The 23,581-nt window shown below is 71.1% G+C and carries 21 protein-coding genes, 2 pseudogenes and 1 riboswitch; of the genes and pseudogenes, 15 read left to right on the top strand and 8 right to left on the bottom strand.

Annotated features, from left to right (window positions below):
• Position 1 precedes the first annotated feature (1 nt).
• Positions 2 to 1,459: an aldehyde dehydrogenase gene (locus IF78_RS0116430; protein WP_031476374.1), complete on the bottom strand. Its 1,458-nt coding sequence runs from the start codon at positions 1,457 to 1,459 to the stop codon at positions 2 to 4.
• Between the two features lie 315 nt (positions 1,460 to 1,774).
• On the opposite strand from IF78_RS0116430, the gene IF78_RS0116425 reads away from it, so the two are divergent.
• Positions 1,775 to 2,839, top strand: a complete 1,065-nt coding sequence (locus IF78_RS0116425; RefSeq protein ID WP_051827927.1) for a Strvi_7410 family MBL fold metallo-hydrolase — start codon at positions 1,775 to 1,777, stop codon at positions 2,837 to 2,839.
• Between the two features lie 9 nt (positions 2,840 to 2,848).
• Positions 2,849 to 3,329: pseudogene (locus IF78_RS49695) on the top strand (nuclear transport factor 2 family protein); the annotation flags it as partial.
• Positions 3,330 to 3,552: 223 nt separating this feature from the next.
• Here the strand turns inward: IF78_RS49695 and IF78_RS0116415 are convergent.
• A complete protein-coding gene (locus tag IF78_RS0116415; RefSeq protein WP_234439699.1) occupies positions 3,553 to 4,695 on the bottom strand; it encodes an IS4 family transposase in 1,143 nt (380 codons plus the stop codon).
• A gap of 95 nt (positions 4,696 to 4,790) precedes the next feature.
• Entirely contained in the window at positions 4,791 to 5,444 is a 654-nt protein-coding gene (locus IF78_RS0116410; protein ID WP_031476368.1) for a phosphotransferase, read from the bottom strand.
• A 33-nt stretch (positions 5,445 to 5,477) separates the two neighbouring features.
• Positions 5,478 to 5,623, top strand: a riboswitch (cobalamin riboswitch).
• Between the two features lie 117 nt (positions 5,624 to 5,740).
• On the opposite strand from IF78_RS0116410, the gene IF78_RS0116405 reads away from it, so the two are divergent.
• The 9 genes and pseudogenes from IF78_RS0116405 to IF78_RS50675 all read left to right on the top strand — a co-directional run bounded on the left by IF78_RS0116405 (position 5,741) and on the right by IF78_RS50675 (position 14,053).
• Entirely contained in the window at positions 5,741 to 6,967 is a 1,227-nt protein-coding gene (locus tag IF78_RS0116405; protein WP_031476366.1) for an SCO2321 family membrane protein, read from the top strand.
• Entirely contained in the window at positions 6,964 to 7,614 is a 651-nt protein-coding gene (locus IF78_RS0116400) for an SCO2322 family protein (protein ID WP_031476364.1), read from the top strand. Before IF78_RS0116405 ends, IF78_RS0116400 begins: the two co-directional genes overlap by 4 nt.
• Positions 7,607 to 8,803: a CbiQ family ECF transporter T component gene (locus IF78_RS0116395; RefSeq protein WP_031476362.1), complete on the top strand. Its 1,197-nt coding sequence runs from the start codon at positions 7,607 to 7,609 to the stop codon at positions 8,801 to 8,803. The genes IF78_RS0116400 and IF78_RS0116395 overlap by 8 nt, the downstream gene beginning before the upstream one ends.
• A pseudogene (locus IF78_RS0116390) lies at positions 8,800 to 10,404 on the top strand (ABC transporter ATP-binding protein); the annotation flags it as partial. The gene IF78_RS0116395 and the pseudogene IF78_RS0116390, both read left to right, overlap by 4 nt.
• A 107-nt stretch (positions 10,405 to 10,511) precedes the next feature.
• Entirely contained in the window at positions 10,512 to 11,309 is a 798-nt protein-coding gene (locus IF78_RS0116385) for an ECF transporter S component (RefSeq protein ID WP_051827946.1), read from the top strand.
• 337 nt (positions 11,310 to 11,646) lie between these two features.
• Entirely contained in the window at positions 11,647 to 12,063 is a 417-nt protein-coding gene (locus tag IF78_RS0116380; protein WP_031476357.1) for an aggregation-promoting factor C-terminal-like domain-containing protein, read from the top strand.
• Positions 12,064 to 12,424: 361 nt separating this feature from the next.
• Positions 12,425 to 13,204, top strand: a complete 780-nt coding sequence (locus tag IF78_RS45055; protein ID WP_078662471.1) for an SDR family NAD(P)-dependent oxidoreductase — start codon at positions 12,425 to 12,427, stop codon at positions 13,202 to 13,204.
• 26 nt (positions 13,205 to 13,230) lie between these two features.
• On the top strand, positions 13,231 to 13,485 hold the full coding sequence (locus IF78_RS49140) for a PAS domain-containing protein (protein WP_031476353.1): 255 nt from the start codon (positions 13,231 to 13,233) through the stop codon (positions 13,483 to 13,485).
• A gap of 448 nt (positions 13,486 to 13,933) precedes the next feature.
• Positions 13,934 to 14,053, top strand: a complete 120-nt coding sequence (locus tag IF78_RS50675; protein WP_324617251.1) for a DUF397 domain-containing protein — start codon at positions 13,934 to 13,936, stop codon at positions 14,051 to 14,053.
• On the opposite strand, the gene IF78_RS0116365 is transcribed toward IF78_RS50675, so the two are convergent.
• Complete coding sequence (locus IF78_RS0116365) at positions 14,041 to 15,210, bottom strand: steroid 3-ketoacyl-CoA thiolase (protein ID WP_031476351.1); 1,170 nt, start codon at positions 15,208 to 15,210, stop codon at positions 14,041 to 14,043. The genes IF78_RS50675 and IF78_RS0116365 overlap by 13 nt on opposite strands.
• A gap of 191 nt (positions 15,211 to 15,401) precedes the next feature.
• On the opposite strand from IF78_RS0116365, the gene IF78_RS0116360 reads away from it, so the two are divergent.
• The gene (locus IF78_RS0116360; protein WP_031476349.1) at positions 15,402 to 16,637 is read left to right on the top strand and encodes a cytochrome P450; all 1,236 of its coding nucleotides are present in this window, start codon (positions 15,402 to 15,404) and stop codon (positions 16,635 to 16,637) included.
• A gap of 151 nt (positions 16,638 to 16,788) precedes the next feature.
• Positions 16,789 to 18,426 carry a hypothetical protein gene (locus tag IF78_RS0116355; protein WP_425314618.1) on the top strand — a complete coding sequence of 546 codons (1,638 nt, stop codon included), beginning with the start codon at positions 16,789 to 16,791 and terminating at the stop codon, positions 18,424 to 18,426.
• Here the strand turns inward: IF78_RS0116355 and IF78_RS0116350 are convergent.
• Positions 18,380 to 20,437: a bifunctional glycosyltransferase 87/phosphatase PAP2 family protein gene (locus IF78_RS0116350; protein ID WP_031476347.1), complete on the bottom strand. Its 2,058-nt coding sequence runs from the start codon at positions 20,435 to 20,437 to the stop codon at positions 18,380 to 18,382. The two genes, IF78_RS0116355 and IF78_RS0116350, sit on opposite strands and share 47 nt — an antisense overlap.
• A gap of 537 nt (positions 20,438 to 20,974) precedes the next feature.
• Between IF78_RS0116350 and IF78_RS0116345 the strand changes: the two genes are divergently transcribed.
• Positions 20,975 to 21,643, top strand: a complete 669-nt coding sequence (locus IF78_RS0116345; protein WP_031476346.1) for an O-methyltransferase — start codon at positions 20,975 to 20,977, stop codon at positions 21,641 to 21,643.
• 13 nt (positions 21,644 to 21,656) lie between these two features.
• Here IF78_RS0116345 and IF78_RS0116340 read toward each other — a convergent pair whose 3' ends face one another.
• Positions 21,657 to 22,049: an FHA domain-containing protein gene (locus IF78_RS0116340; RefSeq protein ID WP_031476344.1), complete on the bottom strand. Its 393-nt coding sequence runs from the start codon at positions 22,047 to 22,049 to the stop codon at positions 21,657 to 21,659.
• A 98-nt stretch (positions 22,050 to 22,147) separates the two neighbouring features.
• On the opposite strand from IF78_RS0116340, the gene IF78_RS0116335 reads away from it, so the two are divergent.
• Positions 22,148 to 22,630, top strand: coding sequence for a DnaJ family domain-containing protein (locus tag IF78_RS0116335; RefSeq protein ID WP_051827923.1), 483 nt, complete (start codon positions 22,148 to 22,150; stop codon positions 22,628 to 22,630).
• Here IF78_RS0116335 and IF78_RS0116330 read toward each other — a convergent pair.
• Together IF78_RS0116330 and IF78_RS0116325 are read right to left on the bottom strand one after the other, a co-directional pair.
• Positions 22,594 to 22,920, bottom strand: a complete 327-nt coding sequence (locus tag IF78_RS0116330; RefSeq protein ID WP_037640578.1) for a hypothetical protein — start codon at positions 22,918 to 22,920, stop codon at positions 22,594 to 22,596. The genes IF78_RS0116335 and IF78_RS0116330 overlap by 37 nt on opposite strands.
• A gap of 5 nt (positions 22,921 to 22,925) precedes the next feature.
• The gene (locus tag IF78_RS0116325) at positions 22,926 to 23,495 is read right to left on the bottom strand and encodes a hypothetical protein (RefSeq protein WP_037640575.1); all 570 of its coding nucleotides are present in this window, start codon (positions 23,493 to 23,495) and stop codon (positions 22,926 to 22,928) included.
• Between the last annotated feature and the right edge of the window lie 86 nt (positions 23,496 to 23,581).

Here is a 23,581-nt window from a genome sequence, read left to right as displayed (position 1 = left end):
CTTACGCCTCCCAGCCCGCCGGGAGGTGGATCATCTTGTGCTCCAGATACTCGCCGTAACCCTCGGGGCCGAACTCCCGCCCCAGGCCCGAGTTCTTGTAGCCGCCGAACGGACCCAGCATGTCCAGGCTGAAGGTGTTCACCGAGTAGGTGCCGGTGCGGACCTGGCGGGCGACCTCGATGCCGTGCGCGGTGTCGGCCGTCCAGACGCTGCCGCTGAGGCCGTAGTCGGAGTCGTTCGCGATCTTCACGGCCTCGGACTCGTCGCCGTACGGGAGCAGGCAGATCACCGGGCCGAAGATCTCCTCGCGTGCGATCCGCATGGAGTTGTCGACGTCACCGAAGAGGGTCGGCTCGACGTACCAGCCCCTCTCCAGACCCGCCGGACGCCCGCCGCCCGTAAGGATCTTGGCACCCTCTTCCTGCCCGATCCGGATGTAGTCGAGGTTCCTGCGCTGCTGCCGCTGCGCCACCAGCGGGCCCACCTGGGTCGCCGGGTCCAGCGGGTCGCCGACCACCAGCGCGCCGGCCGCCGCGGCGAAGGCCTCGGCGAACTCGTCGTAGCGGGAGCGCGGCAGCAGGATCCGGGTCTGGGCCACGCAGGCCTGGCCGTTGTTCATCCAGGCCGCCGGGACGACACCGGCGACGGTCGCCGCGACGTCCGCGTCCGGCAGGACGACGGCCGCCGACTTGCCGCCCAACTCCAGCGTCACGCGGGTGAGGTTGCGGGCCGCGACCTCCATGACGCGCTTGCCCGCCGCCACCGAGCCGGTGAAGGAGACCTTGTCGATCCCCGGGTGCCCGACGAGGTACTCGCTGACCTCGCGGTCCGCCGGGAGGATCGACAGCACGCCCTCCGGCAGTCCGGCGTCCTTCGCGATCTCGGCGAGCAGGTAGGCGTCCAGCGGCGACTCCGGCGACGGCTTGAGCACCACCGTGCACCCGGTGAGCAGCGCGGGCGCGAGCTTGGCGGCGGCGACGAACTGCGGGACGTTCCAGGGGACGACGGCCGCGACGACCCCGACGGGCTCGCGCCGCACGAGGATCCTGCCGAGCACGCCGTCGCGCCGCTCCTCGTACGTGAAGTTCCGTGCGACCGTGATCGCCGCGTCCCACACCATCATCGCGCCGAGCGCCTGCGCGAGGACGCTCCAGGAGTACGGGGAGCCGTTCTCGGAGGAGATCACGCGGGCGATCTCCTCGTGCCGTACGGCGATCCCGTCCTTGATGCGGGTGACGACCTCGATCCGCTCGTCGAGGCTCATCCGCGGCCAGGGCCCCTCGTCGAACGCCTTCCGCGCCACCGCGACCGCCCGGTCGACGTCGGCCGGCGAGGCGTGCGGCACGCGTCCGATGACCTCCTCGGTGTGCGGTGAGATCACCTCGATGACGTCCTTGCCCACGGGGTCGGTCAACTCCCCGCCGATGAACAGCTGTCCGTGTTCCACGAGCTCGGTCATGGCCGACGCCTCCTGCGGAGCTGGAGCGGGTTCCTTGATTTCTGACGCTGTTTCAGGAACTGATACCAGTTCTACTACGAGGAGTCCACGGATCGCACATCAATGGCGCCTACGCTGATCGAGCTGGGACGACGTCGCACACGGCAACGGGGTGTCCGTCCAACGGGAGACGAAGAGCCCCGAGGAGATCAGGGAGTTCTGGACACCGGGCCGGATGCGGAACGCCAAGCCTGGATGACTCAGGCTCCCATCGAAACTCGTTCTAGTTATAGTGAACCGGTCGGCCGGAGGCGTGTCGCGGCGATTGGGGAGCCCATGACGCAGGTGTACGACCACGGCGGCGGCGTCCGGTCCATCCAGGTCCCCATCCCGGACAACCCGCTCGGCCATACCCTCGTGTACGTCGTCGACACCGACCGCGGCCCGGTGCTGATCGACACCGGCTGGGACGACCCGGCGTCCTGGGACACCCTGGCCGAGGGCCTGACGGCGTGCGGCACCGCGCCCGCCGAGATCCACGGCGTGGTGATCACCCACCACCACCCCGACCACCACGGCCTGTCCGGCAAGGTGCGCGAGGCCTCCGGCGCCTGGATCGCGATGCACGCGGCGGACGCGGCGATCGTACGGCGCACCCGCGCGACCCACCCCGAGCGCTGGTTCTCCTACATGGCGGACAAGCTCACCGCGGCCGGCGCCCCCGACGCCCATGTGTCCCCCCTGCGCTCCGCCCGCCGCCGGAGCACCCTGCCCGGCTTCTCCCCCGCCCTGCCGGACCGCGAGATCGTCCCCGGCGAACTCCTCGACCTCCCCGGCCGCCGACTGCGCGCGATCTGGACGCCGGGCCACACCCCTGGCCACGTCTGCCTGCACCTGGAGGAGGAGCACCCCGCCCAACTACCCGGCCACGGCCGCCTGTTCTCCGGCGACCACCTGCTCCCCGAGATCACCCCGCACATCGGCCTCTACGAAGACCCCGACGACACGACCGTCACCGACCCCCTCGGCGACTACCTCGCCTCCCTCGAACGCGTCGGCCGCCTCGCCCCCGCCGAGATCCTCCCGGCCCACCAGCACACGTTCACCGACGCACCCGCCCGGGTACGGGAGTTGCTGGCCCACCACGAGGAACGCCTCACCGGACTACTGGCGTTGCTGTCCGAGCCCCTCACGCCCTGGCAGCTGGCCGAGCGCATGGAGTGGAACCGGCCCTGGGAGCAGATCCCGTACGGATCGAGGAACATCGCCATCGCGGAGGCGGAGGCCCATCTGCGGCGGCTGGTGAAGCTGGGGCGGGCGGAGGCGGTGGCGGGGAGTGAGCCGGTGGCTTATGCGGCGGTGTCTCCGCCGCCCGCAGCCACCACCAGGTCCCCCGTTTAATGGATGACCATGGAGTGTTTTGAGCGCCTTCTCGCCGAACGCGCCTGCGAACGCATCGTCGTCGGCTTCGTCCACCGCCTCGATCTGGCGAACCGTCCTCCGTCGCCGAGCTGTTCACCGAGGACAGCACCTGGGAGTGGCCGGCGGGCGAGCGGCTCGCACAGGGGCGGGACGCGCTGCGCGTGTACTTCGGATCCCGCCCCGCCGACCGTCTCTCGCGCCGCGTGATGTCCGACATCCTCGTCACGGTGACGTCCCCCGACACCGCGACGGCGACCTCGTACTTCACGACGTACCGCGTCGACGGCCACCAGGGCGACCTGATCCCGCCGGGTCCTCCGGTCCAGGTGGGCCTCCCCCACTCTCGGCTTCGCTCGAGCGGGGGACCCCCATCCAGGACACGTTCCGCAGGTCGCCGGACGGCGTGTGGCTGCTGTCCGCCCGGGTCCTCCATCTGGCCTTCGGCGGGCCGACCCCGCGTCCGCCTAGCCCCAATGCTGTTGCTTTACGCGTTCGCAGGTTGGGGTCGTTGGACGCGGACTGCTCGGGTGCCAGTGCGGGTGGGCTGGGGCCAGGTGTGGTGTTCGGCCCGTTTGAGCCGGTAGTTGGACATCTTGCGTTTGACGACGCGGGGCTGGCTGCGCAGGCGTCTGTGCGGCAGGAGGCGTTCGAGCAGGTCGTGCTGGAGCACGACGAGGGCCCTGACCAGCAGGTCAGGGGGAAAAGCTGCCCGGCGTGACGGTCACGCTGCGCCGGGCGGAGCGCAGGGTCTCGGTGAAGGAGACCCGGTCGGCATCCAGGCCCCGGGTGGCGGCGGTTCTGACCATCAGCTCGCGCAGCGCGTGGTGGACCAGCAGGTGTGCCCAGATCTGCTGCAGGACGCCGTCGGGGGTTTTGCTGCTGAGCACGACGCGGGCGCCGCGTTGATGAGTCTTGAGCTCGGCGAAGACGGCTTCCGCCTCCCAGCGCTCTTGGTAGAGCGCGGCCAGCTGGCGGGCGGGATAGCGACGGGCATCGAGCAGGCTGGTCACCAGCCGGTAGTCCTCACCCTCACGGCCAGTGCCGTGCAGCTGGTAGGCCACCACCCGCACCGCGACCGGATCGGTGTGAGTGCGATCGGTCTGAGCGTGGATGCGGGAGATCCAGGAGCCGTCCCGCAACTGCCGCTCCAGGGGCAGGATGCGGTTGGCGGGCACCCGCCACAGCAGGTCGGCGCCGCTGGCGGTGAAGGCCCGCCACAGCGGCACGCCGAGGAACTCCCGGTCGGCCAGGACGAGTTGGCCCGGTCCGCAGGAGCGGGGCAGGCGGCCGACCAGGGTGACTTCGCCGGTGCGGCAACCGGCCAGCTCGGCGTCCAGGACCAGGTGGGTGCCCACCTCGATCAGACAGGCCATCCGCACCTGGGGAAAGGAGGACTTGTCGTGGCCGCGGCTGTTTCCGGGGCGGCCAAAGGCGGCCTCGTTGGCCGCGCCGTCGGCGACGTCCCAGCAGGTGGCGTCCACCGCCAGCAGGCGCAGCCCGCGCCAAAAGCAGCCCGGGGTGGCCTGGGTGCCGATCGGCTTTGCGGTCGTGGCGAACAGCACCCGCAGCGGCTCCGGACCCAGCCGCTGGCGGGCCCGAAACAGTGACGACTTCGCCGGGATGTGCCACTCGCCCAGCAGTCCCCGGCCCCGCAGGCCCTCGACCAGATGCCGCATCACTTCCAGATACGGCGCCGGGGAGAACAGGGCCAGCCCGAGCACGAAGTACACCACCAGCCGGGCCGGCAGCAGGCGTCTGCGCTGCTCCGCACGACCGCACGCGGCCACCACACGATCCACCAACCCGGACGGATACACCCAGGTCAGCAGCCCCAAGCCCGATAACTCACCGACGTCTGCAGACACCCGCACCACCCCCGGGAGCACTGCACAGCAGCGTACGCCCACGAGCTATTGCAACGGCATTGCGCCTAGCCCATGAACGACCGGACCAACTCCTCCGCCTCGCCGAGCACTTCGACCTCCCGCGCAGTCATCGTCGGGTTGGCGGCGCGCCGGCGCCGGGCCTCCGTCAGGCCGTCCGCGGTGAGGTCGGAAGGGTCGGCGAGGAGGGTGGTGAGCATGGTGCGGACGGGTGCGGCGAACTGTTCGTCGGCCATGGCCACCTGCGCGAGGATCATCGCGGACATGCCCCAGTCCAGGCCGGGATCTCCCTCCTCCGCGTTGGCCCAGTCGATGACGTAGGGGCCGTCGGGAGTGAGCATCACGTTCTCCGGGTGGAGGTCCAGGTGGACCACGCGTCCGGGGAGGGCGTGCAGTTGTCGCAGGAGACGGGCCAGGATGTCCCCGCTCTCGCACGCGTCGATCCGTCCCGCGACGAAGGCCTCCACCATCGTCGGCCCGTACAGCCGTTCCATGACCAGCTCGGACCGCGTGGAGTCGGCGAGCCGGACCCTCGGCACCGGGTAGCCGTGCGCGCGCAGCCGCTCCATCAGGGCGGCCTCAGCGAGTCCGTCGGCGTAGCCCTCCCGGTCTCGGCGCAGCACCCAGGCCTCGTCGATCTCGTACACGTCGGACGCGCGCCCCGAACCGAGCAGCCGTCCGGCGCTCCCCGTGATCCCCATGCGCCCGAACCTACCGCCTGGCACAGCCTCCCCTCTGCCGCTTCCCTACGGGCCGGTAGAGTGACGGCGTCGTCATCACACCCGTACAGGGGGAAGCCGGTGCAAATCCGGCGCTGACCCGCAACCGTGAGCCGGTCGTCGAAGCCGGCAAGCCGGATCGCCCCGTACGGATTCGTGACCGGCTCACGTGCACCGGCAACCGGCCGGAGCACGGCACCGTCGAGGTATACGGAGCCGAGCCGCCGGGGGTCTCCCCTGCGCTGCCCGGTTCCCTCAGGGAAGGGCACCCGCCGATCATGTACGTCCGCCGCAGCGCCGCGGCCCTGGCCGCCGTCACCGTGATCGGCACGGCCACCGCCGCGCCCGCAGTCGCCGCCGACTCCTCCCCGTCCGCCTCGCCGTCCGTCGCGCTCCCCGCCGGGCTGTACGGCACCACCGACCCGACGTACGACGGCGTCTGGCGCCAGTCCCTCGCGCTGCTCGCCCAGGACACGGTGGGCGTGAAGCCGGCCGCGAAGGCCGTGGACTGGCTCACCGGGCAGCAGTGCGCCGACGGGGCATTCGCTCCGTTCCGCGCCGACGCCTCGACGGCCTGCGACGCGAAGACGCCGGTCGACACCAACAGCACGGCCGCCGCCGTCCAGGCCCTCGCCGCGCTCGGCGGGCACGACGCCGCGACCGGCAAGGCGGTGGCCTGGCTGAAGTCCGTCCAGAACAAGGACGGTGGCTGGGGCTATGCGGCGGGTGGGGCGAGCGACACGAACTCCACGTCCGTCGTGGTCGGCGCGCTGGCCGCCGCGGGCGAGGAGCCGCAGAAGGTCGTGAAGGACGGCCGGTCCGCGTACGACGCCCTGATCCGGCTCGGCTTGCCCTGCGAGGGCGACGGCGCGGGCGCCTTCGCCTTCCAGCCGGACAAGAAGGGCGACCTGGCGGCCAACGCCGACGCGACGGCGGCGGGAGTCCTCGGCGCGCTCGGCGAGGGTCTCGTGGTGAAGCCCGGCAAGCAGTCGGACGCGGGCTGCGCCGACGCCGGTTACCCGACCCCGCAGCAGGCCGCGGCCAACGGTGCGGCCTACCTGGCGAAGGCGGTCGCGAAGGAGGGCTACCTGAAGTCCGCCCTGCCCGGAGCCGCGGACCAGCCCGACTACGGCAACACGGCCGACGCGGTCGTCGCGATCGCCGCGCAGGGCGGGCCGGCCGCGGCCCAGAAGCCCTTGCGCTGGCTGGAGCAGAACTCCGCGAAGTGGGCCGAGCAGAGCGGTCCCGCCGCCTACGCCCAGCTGATCTTCGCCGCGCACGCGACCGGCACCGACCCGCGTGACTTCGGCGGCACGGACCTGGTCGAGCAGCTCAACGCGCAGGGCCCGGCGCCGCGGACGGCAGCGGCCGAGGCACCGAAGGCCTCGCAGAAGCAGGACGACGACAACGGCGTCAGCGTGTGGTGGATCGTCGGCGTCGGCCTGGTCGCAAGCATCGGCATCGGCTTCCTGCTGAGCGGCCGCAACAAGGGCCGGCGACCGTGATCCGCCGCGCTGTCGCTCCGTTCCTGGCAGCGCTGGTCCTCCTGACCGTCGCGGCCCCGTCCCACGCGGCCGGCTACCGCTACTGGTCCTTCTGGGACCGCGACGGCGACACCTGGACCTTCGCCACCCAGGGCCCCTCCACCGCCCGCCCCTCCGACGGCGACGTCCAGGGCTTCCGCTTCGCGGTGAGCGAGGACTCCAAGGACGCGGCCCGCCCGAGGGGTACCGCCGTGTTCGAGGTGGTCTGCGCGAGGACGCCGGCGCAGGACGGCAAGAAGCGGGTGGCGTTGGTCATCGACTTCGGTACGGCGGCGGACGCCCCGTCGGGCGAAACACCGCCGACCCGCCGCACGGCATGCGCCCGCGTCGCCGAGGACGCCACCACGGCAGAGGCCCTGGCCGCGGTGGCCAAGCCCCTGCGCTACGACACGAACGCCCTGCTGTGCGCGATCGCCGGGTATCCGGAGACGGGGTGCGGGGAGCAGGTGTCGGGGGCGAAGGAGCCGACGGAGACCGAGCGGAAGACCGGCGCTCAGGAGGACGATTCGAACGACGGCCCGTCGCTGGGCTTGGTGACCGGGATCGCCGTGGTGGCAGTACTGGGAGCGGCGGCCCTGTGGCAGGCACGCCGTCGTCGACATGCGTAGCTGCGGGCAGCCGTACGGCTCGGACGGCACCCGTCCCGAAGAGAGCGGCACCCGGCCGGCGCCGGCGAGCCTCCCCACCCGCCGGCCCCGGCGCACGGCAGGTCGACAAGGCACGGTGCACCCAGGCGCCTGGTGGCTCTGGGCCCTGGCCCTCGGCACCGCCGCAACCCGCACCACCAACCCCCTCCTCCTCACCCTCCTCATAGCGACCTCCGCCTACGTGGTGACGACCTGCCGCCCCAACGCCCCCTGGGCCCGCTCCTACACGGCCTTCGTCAAACTCGCCCTGGCCGTCCTCCTCATCCGCCTGGCCTTCGCCGTGGCCTTCGGCTCGCCCCTCCCCGGCACCCACGTGATCGTCACCCTCCCCGAAGTCCCTCTCCCCCACTGGGCACAAGGCATCCGCCTGGGCGGAAAGGTCACCGCCGAGACGCTCACCAAGGCCCTCTACGACGGCCTGAGACTGGCCACCCTCCTGATCTGCGTGGGCGCCGCGAACTCCCTCGCCAACCCCGCCCGCCTCCTCAAGTCGCTCCCCGGCGCCCTGTACGAGATGGGCGTCGCGGTGGTCGTGGCCCTCACCTACGCCCCCAACCTGATCGCCGACGTCCAGCGCCTGCGCGCCGCCCGCCGTCTGCGCGGCCGCCCCGACAGCGGCATCCGCGGCCTCCTGCAGGTCGGACTCCCGGTCCTGGAGGGCGCGTTGGAGCGCTCGGTCGCCCTGGCCGCCGCGATGGACGCCCGCGGCTACGGCCGTACCGCCGACGTCCCGCCCCGAGTGCGCCGTACGACCACCGCGCTCACCCTCGGCGGCCTCCTCGGCGTCTGCGCGGGAACGTACGGGCTGCTGACCGCCGCGGGCGCCACCTACGGACTGCCGGTCCTGCTCACCGGACTCACCGCCGCCCTGGCAGGCCTCCGCCTGGGCGGTCGCCGCACCCTGCGCACCCGTTACCGTCCGGACCGCTGGGACATCCGGGCCTGGCTGATCACCGGTTCCGGCGCGGCGGTCGCCGCCCTGCTGACCCTCGCCGCGACCCGTGAGCCGGCGGCCCTGAACCCCGCCGTGATCCCCCTGACCGCACCCGCCCTCCCCCTGTGGCCGGCGGCGGCCGTCCTCCTGGGCCTGCTCCCGGCCTTCATCAGCCCCGCCCCCACCCCTGACCCCGCCCTCAAGGAGCCGTCGTGATCCGCTTCGAGAACGTCTCCGTGACGTACGACGGCGCCACCGAACCCACCGTCCAGGGCGTGGACTTCGAGGTCCCGGAGGGCGAACTGGTCCTGCTCGTGGGCCCGTCGGGCGTGGGCAAGTCCACCGTCCTCGGCGCGGTGAGCGGCCTCGTCCCGCACTTCACCGGCGGCACCCTGCGCGGCCGCGTCACGGTGGCCGGCCGGGACACCCGCACCCACAAGCCGCGCGAACTCGCGGATGTGGTGGGCACGGTCGGTCAGGACCCCCTCTCCCACTTCGTGACCGACACCGTCGAGGACGAACTGGCCTACGGCATGGAGTCGTTGGGCCTCGCCCCCGACGTGATGCGCCGCCGCGTGGAGGAGACCCTCGACCTCCTCGGCCTCGCCGACCTCCGCGACCGCCCCATCTCCACCCTCTCCGGCGGCCAGCAACAGCGCGTGGCGATCGGCTCGGTCCTCACCCCACACCCCAGGGTCCTGGTACTGGACGAGCCGACCTCGGCCCTGGACCCGGCCGCCGCCGAGGAGGTCCTGGCGGTCCTCCAACGCCTGGTCCACGACCTGGGCACGACGGTCCTGATGGCCGAACACCGCCTGGAGCGCGTAATCCACTACGCCGACCGGATCGCCCTGCTCCCGGCCCCCGGCGAGGCGCCGATCCTGGGCAGCCCGGCGGAGGTGATGGCCGTATCCCCCGTGTATCCACCGGTGGTCGCCCTGGGCCGCCTGGCGGGCTGGACCCCTCTGCCGCTGACGGTCCGCGACGCGCGCCGCCGAGCGGCAGACCTACGGCAGCAGCTTGAGAAGCGGGACATCGTCGCCCCCCAGGGGCGCGGGGCTGCAGTCGATTTGCGGCTACCGCCGCGTGGGCGCGATCAACCACAACAAACCCGCAGCCGCCAAGAATCAACACCCCCCGAGCTATTGGGCGAAAAAGCCACTCACCGCCGATGGTTCCAGCGCAGGCGCACCCCCACACCGCCCCCCTCGCCTTACACGGCCGAAGTACAAGACCTCGCCGTATCCCGCGGCCACATCCAGGCCCTCCGCAACATCAACCTCGGCCTCACCCTCGGAGAGATCGTCGCTGTCATGGGCCGCAACGGCGCCGGAAAATCCACCCTTCTCAACACCCTGGTCGGCCTCATCAAACCCTCCGCCGGCTCGGTCAACACCGGCGGAGCCGTCGGCCTGGTCCCCCAGGAGCCCCGGGACCTCCTGTACGCCGACACGGTCGCCGGCGAGTGCGCGGCCGCCGACGCCGACGCCGGCGCAACCCCCGGCACCTGCCGCGCCCTGGTCTCCGAGCTACTCCCGGACATCCCGGACGACACCCATCCCCGAGACCTCTCCGAGGGCCAGCGCCTCACGCTCGCGCTGGCGGTCGTCCTGACCGCCCGCCCTGCCCTGCTCCTCCTCGACGAACCGACCCGCGGCCTGGACTACGCGGCGAAGGCCCGCCTCGTCACCCTGCTGCGCGACCTCGCCGCCCGCGGGCACTCCATCGTCCTGGCCACCCACGACGTGGAGCTGGCCGCCGAACTGGCCCACCGGGTGATCCTGCTCGCCGACGGCGAGGTGATAGCGGACGGCCCGGGGGTCGCGGAGGGGAGAGAGGCCCGGGCATCCCCGCCCCCCCCCCCCCTGCCCCCCCCCCCCCCGCCCCCGCCACTCCCGACCGCTCTACCCCTCAGGCCCGCCCCATCCGCCTCGGCCCCCGGTCAGTCGCCGCCCTCGCCCTGGTCAGCGCGGTCGGTGTCGCCGCTCTCGGCTGGCCCTTCCTCGCACCGCCCGAGTCGGCGGTCGTCGCGCACAGCCAGGACGCCCCGTGGTTCTTCGCGTGCCTGCTGGTGCTGCTGGTCGCGGTCGTCGCGGCGACGATCTCCGAGTCGGGGCTCGGGCCGAAGGCGGTCGCGATGCTCGGGGTGCTGGCCGCGACGGGAGCCGCCCTGCGCCCGATCGGCGCCGGCACGGCCGGTCTCGAGCCGATGTTCTTCCTCATGGTCCTGAGCGGCCGCGTCCTCGGCCCCGGCTTCGGTTTCGTGCTCGGCTCGGTCACGATGTTCGCGTCGGCACTGCTCACGGGCGGGGTGGGCCCCTGGATGCCGTTCCAGATGCTCGCGATGGGCTGGGTCACCATGGGGGCCGGGCTGCTGCCGGGCCGTGACCGCCTGCGCGGTCGCGCGGAACTCCTTCTCCTGGGCGCGTACGGCGCCCTGGCGGCCTTCGCCTACGGCACCGTCACGAATCTGGCGGGCTGGCCCTTCACGGACCAGGCGGCCTCGTCCATCGCCTTCGACCCGGACGCCCCGGTGGCCGGCAACCTGGCCCGCTTCGTGACGTACTGCCTGGCCACCTCCATGGGCTGGGACCTGGGCAGGGCGGTCACGACCGTCGTCCTGACGCTGATCCTCGGCACGGTGATCCTCAAGGCGCTGCGCCGGGCCACCCGCCGCGCGGCCTTCGAGAGCCCGGTCACATTCGACGCACCCGCAGGGTGAAGCCCCGCACGCGGACCGTCACCCACCCGGTGAACCACCCCACATGACCCAGATCACCTACTACCCTCTTTAGTCGGGCAAATCGGAAGCCATGGCCATGCCAATACGGCCTCTGACCTGCACATTGAGAGCCACGTCACACAAACGACCTTCACCCCGCATACGACCACAACTAGCAAAAGGGCTCATTGCGGACGTCTTCCCGGCCTGCTTGTCTGGAGGACGTCGCACGGCGCCGACGTGCCCTCAGGGCCGCGGCGCCGACGCATGCCCCCCGCCTCGCATCGCGTGGTTCCGGCATGCCCGCGGCGAAGACGTCCCCGACGAAAGGCTCCCCGTGTCCGCTGTTTCCCTCTTCCGCCGCATCTCCGCCCCGAAGAAGGCCCTCGCCGGTGCCGCTCTGGCCGCCGCCACCGCCGGCACCCTGTTCGCCGCCGCCCCCGCGCAGGCCGCGACGACCTCGACCTCCTCGGCGCAGGCGATCGCGAAGAAGATGATCTCGGACTCGGCCCAGTACCAGTGCTTCTCGAACATCGTCGACCACGAGAGCGACTGGAACGTCAACGCGACCAACGCCTCGTCCGGCGCCTACGGCCTCGTCCAGGCCCTCCCGGGCAACAAGATGGCCTCCGCCGGCTCCGACTGGCAGACCAACCCGGCCACCCAGATCAAGTGGGGCCTGGACTACATGAAGGAGCGCTACGGCAGCCCGTGCGGCGCCTGGAGCTTCTGGCAGTCGAACGGCTGGTACTGAGCCGACTCTGCCCAGCGGAACTGAAGGCGGCGGCCCCCTGATCCCCGGGGCCGCCGCCTTCGCCGTATCCGCACCGTCCGCGCCGTACGGCGTGCGCCGGTCACCAGCGCCGTAAAAACAAACCCGCTGAAACGATCTGGAGCCGGCCGGAAGTAGGAAGGTAATGGTCCGTTTCCCGCCCGCGGCGCCGCGATCTCCGGAATCGCACAAGCTGATCAACTGCCCGCCACTCTTGAGTAGTTGAGGTTCGAGAGTCCGGGAATTCGCGCTAACCTGAGGTGAGTGACTGGACGGGGGCGCATCGGTGAGCTCCGCCGTCAGGCCCGCTCAGCCCGAAGCCCGGCCCTCCAGCGGAGATGTGATGAGCAGACGAGCCACGGTAGTGGTCACCGGAGCGGCAGCCCCGGGAATCGGCCAGGCGGTCACCCGCCGTCTGCTCGACAACTACCGGGTGATCGGCACCTACGGCGAAGCCCACATCGACGACGCCGAACAACTCCGCGAGGACCTGCGAGAACAAGAAGTCGACTGCGAATTGGTCCAGGTCGACCTCGGGAACCGCGATGAGCTGGACGGCTTTGTGACCCGCCTCTGCGAGGAGGCGCACAACGAGGATGAGGCTATCCACGCACTCGTCAACGCCGAGTACTACTTCACTCCGGAAAATCCCGACGACTTCGATCACGAGGAGTGGGACCGGAGCGTGGCCGTCAACCTGACAGCGCCCAACTTCCTTGTGCGGCAGCTGGTGGGGCAGCTCGCGGACCACGGCGCGATCGTGACGGTGACGAGCACCGAGGCCTTCGTCGGCTCGTACGGCGCTTCCGCGTACGCCGCGTCCAAGGCCGCCATTCACAACCTGACCAAATCCTGGGCCAATACGATGCCCCGGGACATCAGAGTCAACGCCGTGGCCGCGGGGTGGATCGACGGCGCCCTGGAGGAAGTCGTCACCAAGGAATCGAGCGTGATCACACCGCTCGGGCGTCCGGGAAAGCCCAAAGAGGTAGCCGCCGCAGTGGCCTTCCTGCTTTCCGAGGAAGCGAGCTTTGTGAACGGCACGGTCCTCACCGTGGACGGCGGATACACAGGTGCCGACACCGTGTCGAAATTCGAGTTCGAGCTGACGAAACAGGCATAGCACCGGCAGGCGTACATGGGGGTGGGGTGGCGGAAAACGTCAGTGCTCAGGGCCTGCCGGACGAGGGCGCGGAGCTGATCCATGCCCTGCTCGACCAGATACCGGTGAGTTTCTGGATGTCGCGCGGGCGCGACGGCGGGTACGAAATCGTGCTGTGGAACGCGGCGGCAAGCCGTATCTACGGCTACAGCAAAGCGGAAGCCATCGGCACCAGTTTCCTCGACCTTTTCGTGGAGCCGGAGTCCCGTTCCCTTCCCGAGAAGTGGAATGGGGAGGTGTGAGAAGCCGGTCGCTCTGGTGTTTCCGGACAACCTCGGCGATGTCGGTGTCCCAGTTGGCCGGTAGCTGCGAAGTCACGTCGAAGGTCGTCCATGCGAACATCTCCCCCACCCTCCATGACCGCCGTATCGTCCCCTACGGCCGCGGATTCCAGAGTAGCCGCGGAGCGCTGCCGGAGTTCCCCTTCTCAGGCCGGTAGTTGAGCGCCGCCATGGCACTCGAACCACACGGTCTTGCCGGCTCCGCACCTGACATCCACACCCCACTTGTCGGACACGGCGTCCAGCAGCAGGAGTCCTCGGCCGCTCTCGCCATCCGGTCGCGAATGCGGGCAGTTGGCCGAAGCCGTCGGTCGATCAGGGCGGATCCTGTGTCGAATGCGCGCCGCTCGGAACCCTGGCCTGGCGCAAGTCCACGCACAGCGGTGATCAGGGCGGCAACTAAGTCGAGATCGCCGAAACCCCCCACACCACCATCGCCATCGGCGACTTCAAGAACCCGGCGGGACCGATCCTCACCTTCGACCCCGCCGCCTTCAACACCTTCGTGGGTGGGGACTACAGCCGCTGAATGATCGTGCCGGTGGCCAACCCCCCACCCGCACACATCGTCACCAGCGCGAACTCCTTGTCCGCCCGCTCCAGTTCATGGAGTGCGGTCGTGATCAGCCGGGCCCCGGTGGCCCCCACCGGGTGCCCCAGCGCGATCGCGCCGCCGTTCACATTCACCTTCTCCAGGTCCTGCTCGAAGACCTGGGCCCAGCTCAACACCACTGACGCGAACGCCTCGTTGATCTCGACGAGGTCGATGTCCTTCAACGACATCCCGGCCTTCCCCAGCACCGCCTTCGTCGCGTCGATCGGCCCGTCGAGGTGGAAGTGCGGGTCGGCTCCCACCAGCGCCTGCGCCACGATCCGCGCCCTCGGCCGCAGCTTCAGCGCCCGCGCCATCCGTTTCGACGCCCACATGATCGCCGCCGCGCCGTCACTGATCTGGGACGAGTTGCCCGCCGTATGGACGGCCGTCGGCATGATGGGCTTGAGCCGCGCCAGGGCCTCCATGGAGGTGTCGCGCAGGCCCTCGTCCTTGTCGACGAGGCGCCACATGCCCTGCCCGGCGCGCTGCTCGTCCTCGGTCGTGGGGACCTGGACGGCGAACGTCTCCCGCTTGAAGCGCTCCTCGGCCCAGGCGGCGGCGGCCCGTTCCTGTGAGACCAGGCCCAGTGAGTCGGCGTTCTCGCGGGTCAGGCCGCGGTGGCGCGCGATACGTTCCGCCGCCTCGAACTGGTTCGGGAGGTCGACGTTCCACTCATCCGGGAACGGCTTCCCGGGCCCGTGCTTGGACCCCGACCCCAATGGCACCCGTGACATCGCCTCGACGCCGCAGCTGATGCCGACGTCGATGACGCCCGCCGCGATCATGTTGGCCGTCATGTGCGAGGCCTGCTGCGAGGAACCGCACTGGCAGTCGACCGTCGTCGCGGCCGTCTCGTACGGCAGGCCCATGGTCAGCCAGGCCGTGCGCGCGGGGTTCATGGACTGCTCGCCGGCGTGGGTCACCGTGCCGCCGACGATCTGCTCGACGCAGTCGGCGGGGATGCCGGTACGGCCCAGGAGTTCGCGGTAGGTCTCGCCCAGGAGATAGGCGGGGTGGAGGTTGGCGAGCGCGCCGCCGCGCTTGCCGATGGGGGTGCGTACGGCTTCGACGATCACGGGTTCGGCAGCCATGGGTGCGGATCCTCTCCGAGGGCTCTGCGGAACTAGTACGCGTTCTAGTTCCGTGTTGCAGTGTGCTGACGGAAGTTCAGTGACGGCAAGGGGTGTGCGGGCAACTGGGGGGTTCATGGCTATTGCCAGTTGTAGAACCCGTTACTACCGTCACGACGACCCCTTTGCTGATGGACCGTCAGGAGCTGTCCATGTCCTGTCCAGCGCTTCCCGACGGGTTCGACTTCACCGACCCCGATGTGCTGCACCACCGCGTACCCCTCCCGGAGTTCGCCGAGCTGCGCCGGGCCGAACCGGTCCGCTGGATCCCCCAGTCGGGCAACGTGGCCGGGTTCCAGGACGAGGGCTACTGGGCGGTGACCCGGCACGCGGACGTCAGGTACGTCTCGACGCACCCGGAGTTGTTCTCGTCCTCCCTCAACACCGCGATCATCCGCTTCAACGAGCACATCGAACGCGACGCGATAGACGCCCAGCGGTTGATCCTGCTGAACATGGACCCGCCCGAACACACCAGGGTCCGGCAGATCGTCCAGCGGGTCTTCACCCCGCGGGCCATCCGCGCGCTGGAGGAACGCCTGCGGACGCGGGCCGGGAACATCGCGGCCACCGCCCGCGCCCACTCCGGCCCCTTCGACTTCGTCACCCAGGTCGCCTGCGAACTGCCCCTCCAGGCCATCGCCGAGCTCATCGGCATCCCGCAGGACGACCGGGCCAAGATCTTCGACTGGTCCAACAAGATGATCGCGTACGACGACCCCGAGTACGCCATCACCGAGGAGGTCGGGCAGGAGTCGGCCACCGAGCTCATCGCGTACGCGATGAACATGGCCGCCGACCGGAAGGCATGCCCGGCGAAGGACATCGTCACGACGCTCGTGGCGGCGGAGGACGAGGGCAACCTCCGCTCCGACGAGTTCGGGTTCTTCGTGCTGATGCTCGCCGTCGCGGGCAACGAGACCACCCGCAACGCCATCACCCACGGCATGCACGCCTTCCTCACCCACCCCGAGCAGTGGGAGCTGTACAAGAGGGAGCGGCCCGAGACGGCGGCCGAGGAGATCGTGCGCTGGGCGACGCCGGTGGTGTCCTTCCAGCGCACGGCCACCCAGGACACGGAGTTGGGCGGTAAGCGCATAAAAAAGGGTGACAGGGTAGGCATCTTCTATGCCTCGGCGAACCACGACCCCGAGGTCTTCGAGAACCCGGACGCCTTCGACATCACCCGCGACCCCAACCCCCACCTCGGCTTCGGCGGCGGCGGCCCGCACTACTGCCTGGGCAAGTCCCTGGCCGTCCTCGAAATCGATCTCATCTTCAACGCCGTCGCCGACGCCATGCCCGACCTGCGGCTGGCCGGCGATCCACGCCGGCTGCGCTCCGCGTGGATCAACGGCGTGAAGGAACTGCGGGTCAGCACCGGCTGACCCGTCCCGAGGGAGGCAGGAGCACCCCCTATCCCTACGCCCCGTTCCTGCCTCCCCCGAGACGCCGGGCCTGCTGGTCGACATGCGAGCCGGCGTAGCCATCCTCACTCGCCCAGTGAACGCTTTCCCCTGATTCCACGTCTACGATCACGTGGCCCAAGCCGAGCAACTCACCCGCGCCCCAGTCCCAGAGACGGCGCCCCCTGCCCGGAACCAACTCCTGCGCACGGTCTGGACCCGCCACCGGATCCCCCTGCTGGCCACCCTCCCCACCATCCCCTTCTACGCGCTCTGGTGGGCCTTCCTCGCCACCGGCGGCGGCGACTTGGCCGCCCAGTACGCCTGGGCCGGCTTCGCCGCACGCCACGGTGAGTCGGCGTACAACCTGTTCTGGTACGGCGGCACGCACACCGCCAACTACAGCCTGATATCGCCGTATCTGATGGCCGCGCTCGGCGTGCGCGCGGTCACCGTCGTCTCCGGTCTCGCCGCCTCCTGGCTGGCGGCCGTGCTCATGGAACGCGCGGGCCTGCGAAGACCCCTCGGCCCGGCCCTCCTCGCCTCCTTCGCCCTGTGGTGCAACGTGGCCTCCGGCCGCACCACCTTCGCGCTCGGCGTCGCCTTCGGGCTCGGCGCCTGTCTGATGCTCACCGGCCGGCGCCGCGTCGTCCTGGCCGCCGCCTGCGCCGCCCTCGCGACCATGGCGAGCCCCGTGGCGGGGCTGTTCCTGGTGGTCGTGGGTGCCGGGTTCCTGCTCACCCGGGACTACGCACGCACCCTCGCCCTGCTCGTCCCGCCCGCGCTCACCGTCGGCGTGACCACCCTGCTCTTTCCCTTCAAGGGCGAGCAGTTGATGTTCGCGGGCCGAATATGGCCGCCGTTCTTCCTGGGCCTGGCCGTGACCGTCTTCGCCCCCCGCACCTGGCGCGTCGCTCGCTGGAGCGGTGCCGTCTACGCGGCCGGGACCGTCCTGACGTATCTCATCGCCTCCCCCATCGGCACGAACGTCGAGCGCTTCGCCGAACTGTTCGCGCCCGCCGCCCTCCTGGCCGTACTGCTGGCCCGGCCCGATCTCGCCAAGGCCCGCCGCAACCTGCTGATCGCCGCGCTGGTCTTCTCCGTCGCCTGGGTCGGCAAGAAGACCGGCGACGACCTGTACGTCTCCACCAAGGTGCCCGCCTGGGCCGCCGAGACCCGCGGAGTGGTCCGAGCCCTGGAGCACCTCGGCGCCGACCGCACCCGCGTCGAGGTCGTCCCGGCCCGCAACCACCGTGAGGCCAGCGGGCTCGCCCCGCACGTCAACATGGCCCGCGGCTGGAACCGGCAGCTCGACATGGAGCGCGCCCGGCTGTTCTACGACGGGTCGTTCTCCGCGGCGACCTACCGACAGTGGCTGGACCGCTGGGCCGTCGGGTACGTCGTCCTGCCGCTCGGCAAACCCGACGGGTACGCGAAGGTCGAGGCCCGGCTCATCCGCGAGGACCGGCCCGACTGGCTGGAGCCCGTGTGGCAGGACGCGCACTGGCGGGTGTTCCGGGTGCGGGACGCCGTGCCGCTGGTGTCCGGGCCCGCGAGCGTCGTGTCGACGTCCAGCGCCGACGTCGTCGTACGGATGCCGCGGGCCGGGACGGCCACCGTGCGCGTCGCCCATTCGCCGTGGCTGCGCGTCGACGGCGGCGGCTGTCTCGCCCCGAAGGGCGAGTTCACCCGGTTGACCGTGTCCGCGCCCGGCGAGTACCGGATCAGCTCGGAGTACGGTCCTTCACCGGAACCGGGGAGTCACTGCTGACCTTCTCCGCCCGCGCCGTCACCGTCCGGGCGCGCGGGCCCTGGAGCAGGTACGTCATCCCGAAGCCCGCGCCGACGACCAGTGCGCCGCCGGCCGCGTCCAGCACCCAGTGGTTGCCGGTGACGACGATCGCGGTGACCGTGAACAGCGGGTGCAGCAGGCCCAGGGCCTTCATCCACCCTCTGGGGGCGAGGACGAGGATCACCAGGCCGCACCACAGGGACCAGCCGAAGTGCAGGGACGGCATCGCCGCGTACTGGTTGGTGAGCTCGGTGAGGGTGCCGTAGTCGGGCTGGGAGAAGTCCTGCGGGCCGTGGACCGTGTCGATGAAGCCGAGACCGGGCATCAGGCGGGGCGGGGCGAGCGGGTACAGCCAGAAGCCGATCAGGGCGAAGACGGTGGCGAAGCCGATCGCGGAGCGGGCCCAGCGGTAGTCGACGGGGCGGCGCCAGTAGAGGACGCCGAGGATGGCGAGCGGGACGCCGAAGTGGAACGACTCGTAGTAGAAGTCGAAGAAGCCGCGCAGCCAGTCGACCGTTACCACCGCGTGGTTGGCCCAGTGCTCGATGTCGATGTGCAGGGCGCGTTCGATGGAGTGGATTTCCTCGCCGTGCTCCTCGGCGGTGGCCCGGCCGGCCGAGTTGGAGCCGCCGGCCGCGGCGAGGCGGATCTGGGCGTAGGCGTAGTAGGTGACGCGGATCAGCAGCAGCTCGAAGAGGAGGTTCGGGCGGCTGATCACCCGGCGCAGGACCGGCACCAGCGGGATGTGCCGGAAGCGGGCCGGGACCCGGTCCGCGTACCGGGTCGGGACCGGTGTCTGCCAGTACGGCGAGGTGCGCGACAGGAACGGCACGACGGCGGCCGTGGCGAGCGCGGCCAGGAGAACGAGGTCGGCGCGCAGGGGGTGGAAGAGCACCTTGTCCGGCACCATCATCCGCGCCGGCAGCGTCATGACCAGCACGATCGCGACCGGCCAGACGTAGCGGTCGGAGGCCCGCCTGCCCACCTGGCCGACGACCGCGAGCAGCACCCACAGCAGCTGGTGCTGCCAGGCGGTGGGCGACACGACGATCGCCGCGCAGCCGGTGATCGCGACGGCGAGGAGGAGCTGTCCGTCGTGGGCGTAGCGCACGGCGCGGCGCACGGCGAGGGCGGCGACGGCGGCGCCGAGGAGCAGGAAGAGGGCGATCTCCAGGGGCCCGGTGAGCCCCAGTCGCAGCAGCGCGCCGTGCAGGGACTGGTTGGCGAGGTCGTCGGCGCGCCCGCCGAGGCCGACGCCGGCCATGTGGTGGACCCAGTAGGTGTACGAGTCGTGCGGCATCGCCACCCAGGCGACCGCCGTGCACCCGGCGAACGTGGCCCCCGTGGAGAGCACGGCCCGGCGGCGGCCGGTGAACCACAGCAGCGGCGTGAACAGCAGCAGCGTCGGCTGGAGTGCGGCCGCGAGGCCGATGAGGACGCCGCTGGCGCGCTCGCCGCGCACGGCGAAGCAGCCGAGCAGGACCAGCAGCACCGGCATGATGCTGGTCTGGCCGAGGTAGAGCGTGTTGCGCACCGGCAGCGACAGCATGAGCAGGCTGATCGCGACCGGCGCGGCGAGCAGGGAGGTGCGCCGGCTGACCGGCTGGGGCAGGGCGCGGGCGGCGACCAGACCGAGGGCGACGACGAGCAGAAGGGTGCCGAAGGTCCAGCCCCAGCCGAGGGCCTGCTCGGCGGCGCGGGTCAGCGGCTTGAGGACGAGTCCGCCGAACGGGGTGCCGGTGAACTGCGTCGAGTCGTACAGCGAACCCTTCACATGCAGGACGCCGTACGGGCCGACCCAGGTCTCCAGGTCCGTCAGCCGCTCCCCGCGCGGGGTACCGAGGACGACGGCCACCTGTCGGACGGCGAGGATCGCGGCGACCATCCACAGGCCGAGCCGCGCCACGCGCACGCGTGCCTGAACAGCGCCGACGGCCGTGGCTCCGCCGAGCGCCTCCGCCGAGCGCCCACCGCGTTCCGCGTTCGCCACGCCTCGTCGGCCTCCCGCCCCGCCTCGTCCCACACGGCACATGCGTCAGGAATCCCCACGAACCCTATGTGCTCGCACCACCCCCGGGAGAGACGCCGGCAACCCCCGATTCACCTGACGTCCGCCTTCCTTTTGTCCGGATGACGATAGTCCGGGCCCGGTCCGCCCGCCTCCGGTGAGGTCACGCACCGGCGAGCTCGCGCACCGCGGCTCACGCCCGGCGGGGCACCAGCACCCCCAACGGACTCACGCACCGCGGGATCACACACCGGCAGGCTCACACCCCGCAGGTCACGCCCGGCACGGCTGCGCACGGTGGCCGGAATCCCGGCATGGCTGCTGACGGTGGCCGGCGCGCTGACGCCGGCCGTGGCGACGGCGGCGACATCGGCCGTACGACGCTCCCGCCGGCCTGGGACACCCCAGCGGCCGCCGGCCCAGGCACCTGCGCCGACCGCCGGAATCGACCATCCTGGTATCGCGGACCGGGAAGAGGGGTAGTTAGGGCATCTAACGACCCATACGAAAGGCAAGGCGATGAGCGAGTCGCAGCTCTGGGACGACGTCGACGAGTACTTCTCCGCCCACCTCTCACCCGACGACGACGTCCTCCAAGCGGCCCTGCGCGACAGCGAGGCGGCGGGGCTCCCGATGATCAGCGTCACCGCGCCCCAGGGCAAGCTCCTCCAGCTGCTCGCCGAGATCCAGGGCGCCCGCAACATCCTGGAGATCGGCACCCTCGCCGGCTACAGCACCATCTGGCTGGCCCGCGCCCTGCCCGTGGACGGCCGCCTGATCTCGCTGGAGTACGACCCCAAGCACGCCGAGGTCGCCACCCGCAACATCGCGCGCGCGGGCCTGGACAAGATCGTCGAGGTGCGGGTCGGCGCGGCCCTGGACGCGCTGCCCAAGCTGGCCGACGAGAACCCGGCCCCCTTCGACCTGGTCTTCATCGACGCCGACAAGGCCAACAACCCGCACTACATCGAGTGGGCCCTGCGGCTCACCCGCACCGGCAGCCTGATCGTCGTGGACAACGTGGTGCGCGGCGGCCGGGTCGCCGACGCCGGGAGCACCGCGCCGGACATCCAGGGCAGCCGCGCCGCGATCGAACTGATCGGCAGCCACCCGAGGTTGACCGGCACGGCGGTCCAGACGGTGGGCGGCAAGGGCTACGACGGCTTCGCGCTGGCGCGGGTGCTGTAGCCGGACGCCGGGCTCAAGCCTCGTGATAGAAGCCGACGTTGACGCTACGGGGCGCCGTACGGTCCTGGACGACGATCTCACCGCTGCCGCCCCTGGGCAGCGGGACCGTCCCGCCGTACGCGATCGGCTGGGCGTACTCCCCCACGGTCAGCCGCACCTCGGAGGACGGGTCGGCCTGCGAGCCGCGCAGCCAGGTCACCTGCCAGCCGCCGTCGGGCCCGCACAGGAACTCCAGGTGGACCCGCGACACGAACAGCCAGTCGTCCGGCGTCGCCAGCCGGCACACCGCCTTGTCCCGGCCCACCCGCAGCACGGCGCCCGGCTCGCTGGGCGCGTCGGCCATGAGCATGCCGGCCGTGGCACCCTCGTCCGCCGCGGACACGGCGGCCATGGTGAGTTCGAGCACGAGCGCCCCTCCTGAAACATCCTTGTACGACGGCCGTTTTGGCCACCGAGCCCGCATGATAAATCGCCCGGCACCGCCGCGTCCGGCACAATGAGCTCATGACCGAGCGAAAGCCCCCCGGCGTCCCGTTCGAGTCCTGGGTCGACAAGCAGATCCACGACGCGCAGGAGCGCGGCGACTTCGACAGCCTGCCCGGCGCGGGCGAACCACTGCCGAACGACCTGGAAGCCCCGTACGACGAACTGTGGTGGGTCAAACGCAAAATGGCCCGCGAGGGCCTGTCGGTCCTGCCCCCGGCCCTGGCCCTGCGCAAGGAGGCGGAGGACGCGCTGACGGCGGCATACGCGGCGCCCAGCGAACGGATCGTCCGGAAGATCATCACGGACGTGAACGTCAAGATCCGCGACATGCTGCTGAAGCCGCCGCCCGGCCCGCCCCTGGGAAAGAAGCCGTACGACGTGGAGGAGGTCGTACGTCAGTGGCGCGAGCGCCGGGAGGGAAACGGGCCGGCCGACGGGACTGAGGCGTCGGATGCGTCGGGTGGTCAGGTACGGAGAAGCCGTTCCGCCAGCTCCCGATAGTCGCGCAAGGCGAGCCGGAGCTGCTCCGTGTCGGCCGTGTCGGCGGCGTCAGCGGTCGCGGGGATCTCGTCGGCGCCGTCCGTGGACTGCCAGGTCCTGCGCAGGGTACGGCGGCGCTCGGCCAGGGCCTCGGTGAACCGGCCGACGAGGTCCTCTACCGCGTGATCGGCCTCCTCGACGGCGGCACGTGGCTGATCGACGAAGTGTGCCACCGCCTGCTGCACCCGCAGTTCGAGCTTGTCGCGCTCCTCATGGGCGAGGAGCGGGGCTGCTTTCGTGACGTCCGGCATGTCCCTCAACTCCTGCCCGCGTGCTGCTTGTGGGAGGCCCCCATCAGGTCCTCGAAGAGCGCGCGTCCCTCGATCATGGCCTCGCGCATGTCCTCCGTACCGGATCCTTCAGCGGGTGCGTGGGCGACCCGGTGGACGTGCCGGTAGCCCTGCACATGGGCGGCGTGGTGCACGGAGAGGGCGGAGAGTTGCTCCTCGTACTGCGCGCCGTCCGGGAACCCGCGCGCCCGCGCCAGGTCGGCGAGCAGCCGGTCGGCCTCACCGACCGCCTCGCGCGGCGCGTCGACGAAGTGCTCCTGGGCCGCCGTCCAGCGCGCCTCGAACCGCTCGGCCTCGGTCGGCTCCAGCGGCCGCTCACGCAACCCGCCGTGCCGTTCGACCCGCTGGGCGAGCTCACGCTCGGCGGCCTTGGTGTCGCCGTCGTGCCGGGCCACGGCCCGCTCGTACTCGGGACCGAAGCGCCGCTTCAGACCCCTGCTGCCCTGCGTACCCCGGGCACGCAGGGCCAGGACGGCCGCGCCGAGCACGATGACGACCGCCACGATCACTATCAGAACGATCACACCTGTGGACATGTCTGGCGGGTTGCCCCAAGGAGGTCCCTCAAACGGCCCGCGACTCGCCGCACCGGATTGTCATATTCGCTTGCGAAGCCATTGGT

It is taken from the genome of Streptomyces bicolor, from assembly GCF_000719285.1.
GTDB classification, from domain to species: Bacteria; Actinomycetota; Actinomycetes; order Streptomycetales; family Streptomycetaceae; genus Streptomyces; species Streptomyces bicolor.
This window is presented reverse-complemented; position numbering and strand designations above follow the sequence as displayed.

Coding starts and splice junctions, on each gene's coding strand:
- IF78_RS0116405 (WP_031476366.1), top strand. CDS start 5,741: ATGTACGTCCGCCGCAGCGCCGCGGCCCTGGCCGCCGTCACCGTGATC.
- IF78_RS0116360 (WP_031476349.1), top strand. CDS start 15,402: ATGTCCTGTCCAGCGCTTCCCGACGGGTTCGACTTCACCGACCCCGAT.
- IF78_RS45055 (WP_078662471.1), top strand. CDS start 12,425: ATGAGCAGACGAGCCACGGTAGTGGTCACCGGAGCGGCAGCCCCGGGA.
- IF78_RS0116330 (WP_037640578.1), bottom strand. CDS start 22,920: ATGCCGGACGTCACGAAAGCAGCCCCGCTCCTCGCCCATGAGGAGCGC.
- IF78_RS0116335 (WP_051827923.1), top strand. CDS start 22,148: ATGACCGAGCGAAAGCCCCCCGGCGTCCCGTTCGAGTCCTGGGTCGAC.
- IF78_RS0116430 (WP_031476374.1), bottom strand. CDS start 1,459: ATGACCGAGCTCGTGGAACACGGACAGCTGTTCATCGGCGGGGAGTTG.
- IF78_RS0116410 (WP_031476368.1), bottom strand. CDS start 5,444: ATGGGGATCACGGGGAGCGCCGGACGGCTGCTCGGTTCGGGGCGCGCG.
- IF78_RS0116365 (WP_031476351.1), bottom strand. CDS start 15,210: ATGGCTGCCGAACCCGTGATCGTCGAAGCCGTACGCACCCCCATCGGC.
- IF78_RS0116425 (WP_051827927.1), top strand. CDS start 1,775: ATGACGCAGGTGTACGACCACGGCGGCGGCGTCCGGTCCATCCAGGTC.
- IF78_RS0116345 (WP_031476346.1), top strand. CDS start 20,975: ATGAGCGAGTCGCAGCTCTGGGACGACGTCGACGAGTACTTCTCCGCC.
- IF78_RS0116395 (WP_031476362.1), top strand. CDS start 7,607: ATGCGTAGCTGCGGGCAGCCGTACGGCTCGGACGGCACCCGTCCCGAA.
- IF78_RS0116325 (WP_037640575.1), bottom strand. CDS start 23,495: ATGTCCACAGGTGTGATCGTTCTGATAGTGATCGTGGCGGTCGTCATC.